A 12,735-nucleotide genomic window follows, 5' to 3' on the forward strand; every position below is an offset into this window, starting at 1 on the left:
AGAAAATAGGTGTAGTCTCTTGTTAAAACGTGACCGCCAAAGTCTCTTTCTGAAAGAACCCTTTCGAGTTCCTCACGAGCTCCGCCGCCCACGTTTCTCTTTCTCTATATTCAATTGTCAAAAAACCGACGAACTCACCGTCCGTCAAACCGTTTCCTCAAAGCCCGAAACTCGCGTCCCAGACCCCAAAATCAGCCTCAGCCAACCAGGGAAACTCTAGAGCGAAGGTCGTCGTCGCCAGCAGCGCCGCCGCCCTCGTCAGTGATCGGGCTTATAGACCCCCATCCTCACAGACGTCAACAGGCTTTTTGGAAAAAAATGACAGATTTCTGACAAAGGCCGGAAACGCAGGGCTTTGAGCCCCCAAAAAAGTTTTACCCTCTCTCCCGGGCCTGTGGAGACACATTTTGGCCCTCACTTTTTCACAATCCGCCGATCTAAGCGAGAACGACGATGCTTCGCGGATGCTTTCGCGCGGGTAGGCGTGGGATCTCTTGGATATCCGCCCTCTCCCCTCCCCCGCGATTTGACTCCGTTACGCGAAAGATGCACATCTTCGCGCAACGTATCGCAGGCAAGAATACGGTTTAGAGAAATCGGGGACACTCAGTTCGGCATGAACACCGACAAGAACATGGTCAGGTCGCTCGGCGATCAGCCGCCGATCCTTGCGCATGGCCGCCGCGCGCCCGACAGGCGTGAGATCTCCCTCCGCTGGCTTTCCGGCACCTTTCTGACCGGCATCACCTCAAGCCTTCTTATGGGCGTTGCTCTTTTTGCAGCACTCGACGGGCGCCAACAGTTGGCCATCCCCGCCGAGGCCTATGCGGCGCTCGACAGCGCGCCGAACGGAGACGAGCAGGCACGCGCGGTGCGCGGCGGTCGCATCCTTTCGCCCAAACTCGTCGCCAAGCCGGCCGACAAGACCGTCATGGAAGTTTCCACCATGACCCATGACGGCGAGAAGGAAGTGGTGCGCAAGCAGCCTTTCGTTCACGTCAAGATGGCGCTTGCCGCCAACCATCAGCCCTCGGAAAACTATCCGGACTTCGATCCGCTGGCGATCTTTTCCACCGACGAGGCGGACGAGGAATCCCCGGTCGCCCGCACCGGTACGCTCTATGGCTCGAACGTCGATTCCGAAGTGGCGCTGAAGACCGTCGATTTCCCGCTGAAAGGCGGCATTGCCTTCGACAGCTCGATGTCGCTCGAAGAGGTCGAGGAAAATGTCCGCACCAACGGTTCGGTCCTGACCGAGGGCAGCACCCAGGTCGCGTCACTCTATTACGTCGATCCGCAGCGCTTCGCGTCGGAGAGCGACGGGCTTGATCTGCTCCAGGGCCTGACCGCCCGCATCGTCGAGCAGAACAAGAGCGATGCCGCCTACGAGACCATCGACGAAGAAAGCACCGAATACGCCGACGACATCATTCCGGTGCGGCGTCAGACCGACATCGCGACCGTCATGGTCAATGCCGGTTATGCCAAGGCGCAGGCCGACGACGCCGCCGGCTATATCGGCGACGCGCTCGGTGCGAACGAACTGAGCGAGGGCGATGTTCTGCGCATCGGCATCATTCAGAACGGCGAAGCGCAGAAGGGCGACGAGGCCCGCATCGTGCGCGCCACCATCTATTCGCGCAACCGCCATGTGCTGACGATGGCGGTCGACGACAAGGGCCGCTTCGTTCCGGGTGCGGAACCGCCGAAGCTCGACGCGGTCGCCACCGCCTTCGATGACAACGGCGCGCCGGTCATGACCAGCAGCCACGATCTGCCGCGCGTCTATGATGGCATCTACCGCGCCGCTCTTTCCTATGGCATGAGCGCCGACATGGTCAGCCTCGTCGTCAAGCTGCTCGCCAGCAACGTCGATTTCCAGGCGCAGCTGAAGCCGACGGACTCGCTTGAAGCCTTCTTCTCCGTGACCGACGAACGCGGCATGGCGACGGAAGAATCCGAGCTTCTCTATGTCCGCGCCAAATTCGGCGATGCGGTCACCGCCTTCTACCGGTTCCAGGATCCGGAAGACAATTCGATCGACTACTTCGATACCGAAGGCAAAAGCATCCGCCAGTTCCTGCTGCGCAACCCCGTGCCGAACGGCCATTTCCGCTCCGGCTTCGGCATGCGCCGCCACCCGATCCTCGGCTTCTCGCGCATGCATACCGGCGTCGACTGGGCCGCGCCGCGCGGAACACCGATCATTGCTGCCGGCAGCGGCGTCGTGGAAAAGGCCGGCTGGGATTCCGGCGGCTATGGCAACCAGACTCTGATCCGCCACGCCAACGGCTACGTGTCGTCGTACAACCACCAGAGCGCCATCGCCAAGAACGTCAAAGTCGGCAACAAGGTCGTCCAGGGCCAGGTGATCGGCTGGGTTGGCACAACGGGCCTTTCGACCGGTCCGCACCTGCATTACGAGTTGATCGTCAACGGCAACAAGGTCGATCCACTGCGCATCCGCCTTCCCGGCGGCAAGTCGCTTTCCGGCGACGCGCTGGCGAAGTTCGAGAAGGAGCGCGATCGCATCGACGAGTTGCTGAACAAGGATGGCGCCGAAGTCGCAAGCAACTAGGCACCCCTCCCCTCTTCCAAAGTCTGCACAAGCAAAAAAGGCCGCCCCGAAGGGCGGCCTCTGTGTTTGATGCCTTGTCAGGCGGCTTCCTTGTCCGCCGTCGCTCCGCGCTTGAAGTTGAGGCGGTCGGAGCCGGCAAGCACCTTGACGGACGAACCATCCGGGAACTCGCCCTGCAGGATCTTCTCGGCGAGCGGATCCTGCAGGTATTTCTGGATCGCCCGCTTCAGCGGACGTGCACCATAGGCCGGGTCGTATCCCTTGTCGGCAAGGAAGGCTCGAGCGTCATCCTCAAGCTCCAGCGTGATCTTGCGCTCGGTAAGCAGCTTGCGCAGCCTTTCGAGCTGGATATCGACGATCGCACCCATCTCCGAGCGACGCAGCCTGTGGAACAGGATGATCTCGTCGACGCGGTTGAGGAACTCCGGCCGGAAGGCCGACTTGACGACATCCATCACCTGGTCGCGAACGACATCGCTGTCTTCGTTTTCGCCAAGTCCGACCAGATACTCAGCCCCGAGGTTCGAGGTCATGATGATCATCGTGTTGCGGAAGTCGACGGTGCGGCCCTGACCATCGGTCAGGCGACCGTCATCGAGCACCTGCAGGAGCACGTTGAAGACATCCGGATGCGCCTTCTCGATCTCATCGAACAGTACGACCTGGTAGGGCCGGCGACGGACGGACTCGGTCAGGGCTCCGCCTTCCTCGTAGCCGACATAGCCGGGAGGTGCACCGATCAGCCGGGCCACGGAGTGCTTCTCCATGTATTCCGACATGTCGATACGCATCAGCGCGGTCTCGTCGTCGAAGAGGAAACGGGCAAGCGCCTTGGTGAGCTCCGTCTTGCCGACGCCAGTGGGCCCAAGGAAGATGAACGAGCCGATCGGCCGGTTCGGATCCTGAAGCCCGGCACGCGAGCGCCTGACCGCACGGGAGACCGCCTGCACGGCGTCGCCCTGGCCAACGACCCACTTCGCCAGTTCGTCCTCCATCCTGAGCAACTTGTCGCGTTCGCCTTCCAGCATCTTGTCAACAGGGATGCCGGTCCAGCGCGAGACGACATGCGCGATGTTGTCGGGGGTCACGACCTCCTGCACCATCGGGTTGGCATTGGCGTTTTCCTGGCTTTCGGCATCGGAAAGCTCCTTCTCGAGCTTCGGAATGACACCGTAGGTCAATTCGCCGGCGCGCTGGAACTCGCCCTTGCGCTGGACGATCGCCAGTTCGTTGCGGGCTTCGTCAAGCTGCTTCTTGAGATCGGCAGCCCGGCCGAGCTTCTGCTTCTCGGCCTGCCAGCGGGCCGTCAGGGCCGATGCCTGCTCTTCGAGCGAAGCGAGGTCAAACTCGAGCTTCTCCAGCCGATCCTTCGACGATGCATCGGTTTCCTTCTTCAGGGCCTCGCGCTCGATCTTCAGCTGGATGATGCGTCGGTCGAGCTCATCGAGCTCTTCAGGCTTGGAGTCCACCTGCATCCGCAGACGCGACGCCGCTTCGTCCATGAGGTCGATCGCCTTGTCCGGTAGGAACCGGTCCGTAATGTAGCGGTTGGAGAGCGTCGCGGCGGCAACCAGCGCCGAATCCGAGATCCGGACCTTGTGGTGCTGCTCGTACTTCTCCTTCAGGCCGCGCAGGATCGAGATCGTGTCCTCGACCGTCGGCTCCTCGACCATGACAGGCTGGAACCGGCGGGCGAGCGCCGCGTCCTTCTCCACGTGCTTGCGATATTCATCAAGCGTAGTGGCGCCAACGCAATGCAGCTCGCCGCGCGCAAGCGCCGGCTTCAAGAGGTTGGAGGCATCCATTGCTCCTTCCGCCTTGCCGGCACCGACCAGCGTGTGCATCTCGTCGATGAACAGGATGATCTCGCCGTTTTCGGCCTGCACCTCGTTGAGAACGGCCTTCAGCCGCTCCTCGAACTCGCCGCGATACTTCGCACCGGCAATCAGCGCGCCCATGTCGAGCGCCATCAGCCGCTTGTCCTTGAGGCTTTCCGGCACGTCGCCATTGACGATGCGCAGGGCAAGGCCCTCGGCGATCGCGGTCTTGCCGACGCCGGGCTCACCGATCAGCACCGGGTTGTTCTTGGTGCGGCGCGACAGCACCTGGATGGTGCGGCGAATCTCGTCGTCACGGCCGATCACCGGGTCAAGTTTGCCTTCACGGGCATCGGCCGTCAGGTCGCGCGCATATTTCTTGAGGCTGTCGAACCCTTGCTCTGCATTTGCGCTATCGGCGGTGCGGCCCTTGCGGATGTCGTTGATCACCTGGTTGAGCTTGGTCGGGGTCACGCCGGCCTTGGCGAGAATGCCTGATGTCGCGGCCGAGCTCTCGATCGCAAGCGCCAGCAGCAGCCGTTCGACGGTGACAAAGCTGTCGCCAGCTTTCTTCGCGGCCTCTTCGGCACTCGAAAAGACCCGGGCGAGCGGCTGCGACAGGTAAACGGAGCCATTGCCACCGGAAACTTTGGGAAGCTTGGCAAGTGCTGCATCATTGCCGGCGCGCGCCTCGCGGGCGTCGCCCCCGGCGCGCTCGATCAGCGAAGCGGCCATGCCTTGATCGTCGTCGAGCAGCACTTTCAGCACATGCTCGGGCGTGAACTGCTGATGTCCTTGCGCCAGCGCATAGGTCTGCGCCGACTGCAGAAAACCGCGCACGCGCTCGGAATATTTTTCAATGTTCATACTCTACCTCCATAACCCGGCAGGCCCATCGCGTGGCACCCGTCGGTGGTTCAGGATCAGGCTCCCGCATTCGGCAAGCCTGTCAGTGTGGAGCGATCACCGCCTTGCGCCGGATCAACGCATCCGAAGCGAATATGGGGCACCGATTTTGGAAATTAAAGAGCCGTCGCTGGTCTCCGGCCGGAAATCTGCAACCGAAAAATGCGGCCGCTCGACGGTTTGCCGCGCGGCCACTTTTGTACTCAGGGAGGCGAGAAGCCGGTTGGTTCGCTAAGCCGCCATCAGCGACCGTTCGGCGAATGAAGCTCCGAACTCCTTCATGCGTCGCACGTAGTAGGCCGGGTCGATCAAAACCTCCGGGAGATAGAGGCCGGGAGCCGACGCTTCGCCACCTTCGAGGCCGAGCATGCGTTCCACGGCGAGCGCAACACCAAGGGCGGTTAGCGGCGCCTGGCCTTCGGGGTGCACGATCTCATGGCGATGGTCGAGAGGCTGGCCATCCTTCCCCCGTCCCGTCATCTCGATGACGATCTCAGTCGAGAACGGCTCGCCGCGGCGCCGGCTCGCGGATTCGCTATAGGCGAGATCCAGCCGGATATCGCCGGCATCGGTCCGGGCCGCAAGCGCCATGACATCGAAGGGCGAATAGGCGACCGCATCGAGTTCGACACCGTCGACGCTTCGATAGCGCGCCTCCGAATCCTCGCAGCCAGCCCAGTGGAGCCTGCCCTCCTTGACCGTCAATGCCGCCGGCGCGAGGCCGGTGATGCGATTGTAGTCGGCAAGTGCTGCCGGCCCGCCCATGTCCTGTTCGTCAAGCAGGACCCCGATGCGGATCGTGTCGATCGCCTCATAGGCCTTGGCGAATTCGAGGATCGGGAAGATGGCGGCCCCGGCAAGCCAGTGGCTGGCGAGCAGGATCGGCGCCTTGTCCGGCGCGTGGATATATTGCGCCATTTCCGGCCCCACTTCGAAGGTGCCGCTGGAAAGGCTGATATAGGGGACGCCGTGGCGCTGGGCGTAGCGCATCGAGCTCAGCTTCTCATCCTTCAGGAAAATGACGACGGCACTGAAACGCTTCTCGTCGCCAAGGCCGATATCCGGCCGCGCCAGATCGACGCTGACGCCGATGGCGTTTCCGACCTCGCGCGCGACGGCCTCGGCCTTGCCGAAATCACGGCCGCCGATAGCGATCGGCAATGTCGGGTGGAGCCGGCGGATGATTTTCGCCGCCTGCGATCCGACAACCCCGGAACCGCCGATGATCAAAACAGGCTGAAACTTGCTCGACATCTTCCTATCTCCTAAACGAAAAGTGTCTGGCTGATTGCCGAACCTACCATTAGTAACTTACTATTGGTAGATAGGTTGCCGAACGCCGCTTTCAAGAGCCACGAGCCGACGCGAAAAGGATTGCGATCGATGGCCCCGACCAAAAGCCGAAAGCTCGCCAAGCCCGAACGGCGTGCCCAGTTGATCGAGACCGCCAAGGAGATCCTGCGCGAGTGCGGCGCCGACGCCCTGACGCTCGGCCACCTCGCCGAACGCGCCGGCGTCAGCAAGCCGATCGCCTACGAGCATTTCGGCACGCGCGAGGGGCTTTTGATCGCGCTTTCCCAGGAAATCGAAGACCGCCACGCAACCAAACTGCAGGCCGCGCTTACGGGGGCACCGAAAGAGCTCGATGCGGTCGCCGACATCATCAGCTCGGTTTACATCGACTGTGCCGTCGACAGTGGTGAGGAATGGCAGGCCATCTCAGGAGCGCTACGCGGCAACGCGGACATGATCGCGACGCAGCAGCAACAGGTCGACGACTATGTCGCCGCGATCCAGGCGGCACTCGGACCCTTCGCGAAAATTCCCTCCGACGATTTGCGCCTGCGCTGCACCGGTATCGCAGGAGCAGCCGAGGCGATCGGCCGCGAGCTGATCCGCGGCCGGACGAACGAGACGGCCGCCAGCGCCAATCTTGCCGCACTGATCGTCGACAGCGTCGACGTTTGATCGCCGATGACCAGACAAAGAAAAACCCGGCCGTGACAGGCCGGGTTTTTGTCGTGCCCTGAGAATGGGCAACGCTGATAGACCGCCGCTTATTCGGAAGCGGCGAGCGCCGGTGCTTCCGGAGCGGCATCGCCCGAAGCCTGGGCTTCGTCAGCGGCACCTTCCTGTGCGCTGCGGCGCGGACGGCGTGGACGCGGCGCGTTGCGGCGGCGGGATGCGGCGCGGCCGGAGGCAGCCGGGGCTTCCTCTTCCATCGCGACTTCCGCCGGTGTGCCTTCGATCACCGGCTGCGGGCCCGTGCCGTCGATGACGACAGGCTGCGGCTCGGGAGCAGGTGCCTGAGCTGCGGCAACCGGGGTCGGCATGTCGTCGCTGTAGCCCTGATCCAGATCGTCCTGGTCCTGATCGGACCCGTCGTGGCCGCGGAAATCCTGACGGTCATCACGCTGGAACCGGTCCTGCATCTGCGCCTGTGCGGCAGCAATGATGCGGTTGTAGTGTTCGGCGTGCTGAAGGTAGTTTTCTGCGATGACGCGGTCGCCGGAGCTCTGTGCATCGCGCGCAAGCGTTGAGTACTTCTCGGCGATGTGCTGAGCAGTACCGCGAATCTTCACATCCGGGCCGGAGCTGTCATAGGTCCGCGTCAGCGGGTTCGAGCCCTTGCGGTTGTGGTTGTTGTTATTTCCATTGTTATTGTTGTTGCTATTGTTATTCCGCCCGCGGCCGCGCTTGTTTTGCTGTCCTGGCCTCATAGTACATTCACCCGAATTCTCTTGATAATGATGATCATGTGGTTTCGTCTTCCGGCCGGATCCGTTCACGCCCGACAGAACACGCGCCGTTGCGCTCGCACAATGGCGGCTTCGGCGCCGACTGGCGTCAAATTAACAGGTACCCGCACAAGGCACTTGTTGAACCCTAGCAACTCTTTCTTGAGAGCAATCCCCGTGGCCAGGTCATACCGGAACGAATCTTAGGTCCATGACCTTCTGCCCAGTGCGCGGGCAAACTAGCCCGCTTCCTCTGGGATTCCAAGCCCTTTCTTTGCCTGTGCAAGAAAGAAGATGCGTCAGTGCAGCATTTTTTCAACGGTTTGTGTCGCGTTCGAAGATCAGGACGCGGTCATTACCGCCGAGATCCTTCGCCTCTTCACGCAGACGGAAATTTTCGGCGCTAAACAACGCCGTCACCGCCTCTTTCTGGTCGAAACCGATTTCCAAGCCTATCACGCCGTTTGTCTCAAGATGATGACCAGCCTGAGAAGCGATGGCGCGATAGGCATCAAGCCCGTCTTCTCCGCCATCAAGCGCTGCGGCCGGGTCGTGAAGTCTCACCTCCGGCTCAAGCTCATGGACGACACTGGACCGGATATACGGCGGATTTGAGACGATCACATCGTAGCGACCATCCACCTTTTCGTACCAGTTGCTGAGAAGCGGCCGGAACCGATCCGCAAGACCGAGCGCAGCTGCATTCGCCGTCGCCGTTGCCAGTGCGTCCTTAGATATATCGGTAGCCGTGCCCCTTGCTTCAAGAACTTGCGACAGCAGCGCGATACAAATCGCCCCAGTACCGGTGCCGAGATCGATAAGCGCGCAACCGCCCTTTCGCGCTACCACCGCACGCAGATAAGGGATCATCCGATCGACGAGCGTCTCGGTGTCCGGGCGAGGCTCCAGCGTTTCCTTCGAAAGTTTCAGCGGCAGGCCGAAAAATTCGCGTTCACCAAGAATACGGTAGACCGGTTCGCGTGCCAGTCGCCGCGCCACCGCCACCCGGATCCGGGCAGCGTCCTCATCCGAAACCGGGTCCCTGCCCCGAGACACGACCGCGCTCAGCGACATGTCGAGCAGGCCGGAGATCAGATGCCGCACGTCGAGCGCCGCATTCTCTATGCCGCCCGCTTGCAGGCGGTCGCGGCTTTCGGCAACGAGGCTCGCGAGCGTTTCCGCCATGGCTCAGCCCCGCTGTTCGCCGAGCAGCGCCAGCTGGCTCGCCTGGTAGTCGGCAAGCAGCGCATCGACGACCTCGTCGATCTCGCCCATCATCATCCGATCGAGCTTGTAGAGCGTCAGGTTGATGCGGTGATCGGTGAGGCGGCCCTGCGGGAAATTATAGGTGCGAATGCGCTCGGAGCGGTCGCCCGAGCCCACTTGGCTCTTGCGGTCGGCCGAGCGTTCGCTGTCGGCGCGCTGGCGCTCCATATCGTAGAGGCGCGAGCGCAGGACCTGCATCGCCTTTGCCCGGTTCTGGTGCTGCGACTTTTCCGAACTGGTGACGACGAGACCGGTCGGAAGGTGGGTGATGCGCACGGCCGAGTCCGTCGTGTTGACGTGCTGACCGCCGGCACCCGACGAACGCATGGTGTCGATGCGGATATCCTCGGGCCGGATCTCGATGTCGATGTCTTCGGCCTCAGGCAGCACGGCGACGGTTGCCGCCGATGTATGAATACGGCCGCTCGCCTCGGTTTCCGGTACACGCTGCACCCGGTGCACGCCGGATTCGAATTTCAGCCGCGAGAACACCCCGCGCCCGGAAACTGTTGCGATGATTTCCTTGAACCCGCCGGCCTCGCCGTCGCTCGCCGAAAGCACCTCGACGCGCCAGCCCTTGCCGGCCGCGTAGCGCTCGTACATGCGGAAGAGATCGCCGGCAAAAAGCGCCGCTTCCGATCCGCCGGTACCGGCGCGAATTTCGAGGATGGCACTCTTCTCGTCGGCCGCATCCTTCGGCAGAAGCAGGATCTGGATTTCCTGCTCCAGTGCCTCGATCGTCGCTTCGACCTCGGGCTTTTCCATTTCGGCGAGATCGCGCATCTCCCGATCGGTCGATTTGTCCGCGAGCATGGCAGTGATGTCGGCAAGCTCGGTCATCGCCTTCTCGTAGGCGCGGATCTTCGTCACGACCGGCTGCAGTTCGGAATATTCCGAGGCGAGCTTGACATAAACGTCCGCGGCCGGGCCGGCCGACATGCGGGCCTCGATCTCACCGAACCGCCGTTCCAGTTCGCGCATCTTTTCAACGGGAAGCTTTGCCAAGTCTCACTCCAAATGCATCTCCCCTCGCCCGGATCATGGTCCGGACGAGGGTCGCGACGCGTCAATTCAATCTAAACCGGAATGCCGTTTTCCGCGGCGAAATCCACCAGCATCTGGCGAACGGACGTCTGGTCGCGTGTGTCGTCCAGCGCCGCATTGAGCGCGGCACCAAGCTTGCCCGCGTCGAGCGCCAGCAGCATCGCCTTGATCGGCCCTACGGCCGTCGGCGACATCGAAACCGAACGGAAACCTAAGCCCAGCAACGCCATGGCCGAGAGCGGCTTGCTCGCCATCTCGCCGCAGAGCGTCACCGGGGTTTCGTGCCGGTCGCCGGCGCGCACGATGTCGCGCAGGATCCTGAGGAACGGCCGCCCGAGCACATCGAAACGATCGGATACGCGGGCATTACCCCGATCGACCGCCATCGCGAACTGGAAGAGATCATTCGAGCCGACCGAGACGAAGTCCACTTCCATCATCAGTTCGTCGAGCTGCCACAAGAGCGCCGGCACCTCCAGCATGGCGCCGAACTGCAGCTTGCGCGGCAACTGTTCGCCAAGTTTCGACTGCCGCTCGATTTCCTTCTGCAGCAGGTCGCGTGCAATCCTGAGTTCGGAAACTTCGGTGACCATCGGCAGCATCAGCTTGAGCTCGGCACCGGCCGCCGCGCGCAGCATCGCGCGAAGCTGGGTCCGCAGCAGACCCGGGCGATCGAGCGAAAGCCGGATTGCACGCCAGCCAAGTGCCGGATTTTCCTCTTCCGCTGCGCGGAAATAGGGGACGACCTTGTCGCCGCCGATGTCGAGGGTGCGGAAGGTCACGGGCTTGCCGCCCGTCTGCTTCAGCACACTGCGGTAAAACGCTTCCTGTTCTTCCGCCTTCGGCATGGTCGAGGCGATCATGAACTGAAGTTCGGTGCGGAACAGGCCGATGCCTTCTGCCCCCGCCTCGTTCAGATGCGGCAGGTCCACGAGCAGGCCTGCATTCATTTGCAGCGTGATGCGCTTGCCGTCTCTGGTCAGCGGCTCGACGTCCTTCAGCGCCCGGAACTGCGCCTGGCGCCGTGCCCGGAAGCGAACCTTTTCCTCGTAGGCGCGCTGCAGGTCGGCGAGCGGCCGCAAGTGCACCTTGGCATCGTCGCCGTCGATGATGATCGCATCGCGGTTTTCCGCAAGCGCCACCGCGCCCGTCGCCTGGCCAATGACCGGAATGCCCATGGCACGGGCGACGATCACCACGTGGCTGGTGACGGCGCCCTCTTCGAGCACCAGACCGCGCACGTTTTCGCGCGGATAGTCGAGCAGTTCGGCAGCGCCCATGGCACGCGCGACGATCACCGCATCGGTCGGGAAGTCGCTGGCCGAAAGCTTGGCGCCATAGCCGGAAAGCTGGCGCAGCAGGCGGTTGGCCAGATCGTCGAAATCATGCATGCGCTCGCGCAAGTACGGGTCCGTCAGCCGGATCATCCGCGCCTTGGTTTCGCTCTGGACGCGCTCGACTGCCGCCTCCGCCGTCAGGCCGTTGCGGATCGCCTCTTCGAGCTTGCGCACCCAGCCGCGATCATGGGCGAACATGCGGTAGGTTTCGAGCACCGCCCGGTGCTCGCCCTCCATCGACACCTCGCGGCGCGACAGCATGTCGTCGATCGAGATGCGCAGCGACCCCAGCGCTTCGGCAAGTCGCTGCAATTCCTGGTCGGTGTCCTCGTTGAGGAGGTTGGTGACGACGATCCTCGGTTCGTGCAGGACGACATAGCCAAGGCCGATGCCTTCACCATAGCTGTTGCCCTCGATCGAGACGGGACGCGAGAGGTCGAGCTCGAGGCCCGGCTTGGTGATCTTCTTGAGCTCACCGGTCGCCACCATCTCGGCGAGAACCATGGCCGTCGTCTCGAGCGCCTCGACCTCGTCCTCGCGATAGTTGCGCATCGCCTTGTTCTGGACGACGAGAACGCCAAGCGCGCGGCCCGTGCGCAGGATCGGCACGCCGAGGAAGGAGTGGTAGATCTCTTCACCGGTTTCCGGCAGGTAGGTAAAGGCCGGATGCGACTGGGCGTCGGAAAGATTGAGCGGCCGCGCCGAGGCGGCGATCGTGCCGACGAGGCCCTGCCCCATCTTCAATTGCGCCAGGTGGACGGCCGCCTTGTTCAGACCTTCCGTCGCGTAGAGTTCGAGCACGCCGTCGGAACGCAGCACATAGACCGAACACACTTCCGCAACCATGTTCTGCGCGATCTGGCGCACGATACGGTCAAGGCGCTCCTGCGGCTCCAGCGGTTCCGCCATCAACTCGCGCAACCGCTTGAGGAGAACGCGCGGACCTGCGGAAAGGTCTCTCATCGCGTGGGGTCTCCCGAAATAGAGGTGACGGCGGCAAGGGGAAACGCGGGCAAAACCGCCGCGAATCCCAAATCGGTCGTCTGTCG

Annotated in this window: 8 protein-coding genes; 2 read left to right on the forward strand and 6 right to left on the reverse strand. The window is 62.5% G+C overall.

Annotated elements, in window-relative coordinates; translation table 11 throughout:
• The first annotated feature begins 616 nt into the window (after positions 1 to 616).
• A complete protein-coding gene (locus tag ACTJKE_RS33945; RefSeq protein ID WP_058325811.1) occupies positions 617 to 2,578 on the forward strand; it encodes a M23 family metallopeptidase in 1,962 nt (653 codons plus the stop codon).
• 77 nt (positions 2,579 to 2,655) lie between these two features.
• On the opposite strand, the gene clpB is transcribed toward ACTJKE_RS33945, so the two are convergent.
• Positions 2,656 to 5,262, reverse strand: a complete 2,607-nt coding sequence (gene clpB / locus ACTJKE_RS33950; RefSeq protein WP_057254809.1) for an ATP-dependent chaperone ClpB — start codon at positions 5,260 to 5,262, stop codon at positions 2,656 to 2,658.
• A 270-nt stretch (positions 5,263 to 5,532) separates the two neighbouring features.
• Entirely contained in the window at positions 5,533 to 6,555 is a 1,023-nt protein-coding gene (locus ACTJKE_RS33955) for a hypothetical protein (protein WP_058325812.1), read from the reverse strand.
• A gap of 129 nt (positions 6,556 to 6,684) precedes the next feature.
• Between ACTJKE_RS33955 and ACTJKE_RS33960 the strand changes: the two genes are divergently transcribed.
• Entirely contained in the window at positions 6,685 to 7,269 is a 585-nt protein-coding gene (locus ACTJKE_RS33960) for a TetR/AcrR family transcriptional regulator (RefSeq protein WP_057254807.1), read from the forward strand.
• Positions 7,270 to 7,358: 89 nt separating this feature from the next.
• On the opposite strand, the gene ACTJKE_RS33965 is transcribed toward ACTJKE_RS33960, so the two are convergent.
• The 4 genes from ACTJKE_RS33965 to ptsP all read right to left on the reverse strand — a co-directional run bounded on the left by ACTJKE_RS33965 (position 7,359) and on the right by ptsP (position 12,649).
• Positions 7,359 to 8,021 carry a DUF4167 domain-containing protein gene (locus tag ACTJKE_RS33965; protein ID WP_058325813.1) on the reverse strand — a complete coding sequence of 221 codons (663 nt, stop codon included), beginning with the start codon at positions 8,019 to 8,021 and terminating at the stop codon, positions 7,359 to 7,361.
• A gap of 333 nt (positions 8,022 to 8,354) precedes the next feature.
• Positions 8,355 to 9,224 carry a peptide chain release factor N(5)-glutamine methyltransferase gene (gene prmC / locus ACTJKE_RS33970; RefSeq protein WP_058325814.1) on the reverse strand — a complete coding sequence of 290 codons (870 nt, stop codon included), beginning with the start codon at positions 9,222 to 9,224 and terminating at the stop codon, positions 8,355 to 8,357.
• Positions 9,225 to 9,227: 3 nt separating this feature from the next.
• Positions 9,228 to 10,310 (reverse strand): peptide chain release factor 1, encoded by a 1,083-nt coding sequence (gene prfA / locus ACTJKE_RS33975; RefSeq protein WP_057254804.1) that lies wholly within the window; start codon positions 10,308 to 10,310, stop codon positions 9,228 to 9,230.
• A gap of 71 nt (positions 10,311 to 10,381) precedes the next feature.
• Positions 10,382 to 12,649 (reverse strand): phosphoenolpyruvate--protein phosphotransferase, encoded by a 2,268-nt coding sequence (gene ptsP, locus ACTJKE_RS33980; RefSeq protein WP_057254803.1) that lies wholly within the window; start codon positions 12,647 to 12,649, stop codon positions 10,382 to 10,384.
• Between the last annotated feature and the right edge of the window lie 86 nt (positions 12,650 to 12,735).

This window comes from Ensifer sp. 22521, from assembly GCF_052044795.1.
In the GTDB taxonomy this organism is placed as follows: Bacteria; Pseudomonadota; Alphaproteobacteria; order Rhizobiales; family Rhizobiaceae; genus Ensifer.

Coding starts and splice junctions, on each gene's coding strand:
- ACTJKE_RS33945 (WP_058325811.1), top strand. CDS start 617: ATGAACACCGACAAGAACATGGTCAGGTCGCTCGGCGATCAGCCGCCG.
- clpB (WP_057254809.1), bottom strand. CDS start 5,262: ATGAACATTGAAAAATATTCCGAGCGCGTGCGCGGTTTTCTGCAGTCG.
- ACTJKE_RS33955 (WP_058325812.1), bottom strand. CDS start 6,555: ATGTCGAGCAAGTTTCAGCCTGTTTTGATCATCGGCGGTTCCGGGGTT.
- ACTJKE_RS33960 (WP_057254807.1), top strand. CDS start 6,685: ATGGCCCCGACCAAAAGCCGAAAGCTCGCCAAGCCCGAACGGCGTGCC.
- ACTJKE_RS33965 (WP_058325813.1), bottom strand. CDS start 8,021: ATGAGGCCAGGACAGCAAAACAAGCGCGGCCGCGGGCGGAATAACAAT.
- prmC (WP_058325814.1), bottom strand. CDS start 9,224: ATGGCGGAAACGCTCGCGAGCCTCGTTGCCGAAAGCCGCGACCGCCTG.
- ptsP (WP_057254803.1), bottom strand. CDS start 12,649: ATGAGAGACCTTTCCGCAGGTCCGCGCGTTCTCCTCAAGCGGTTGCGC.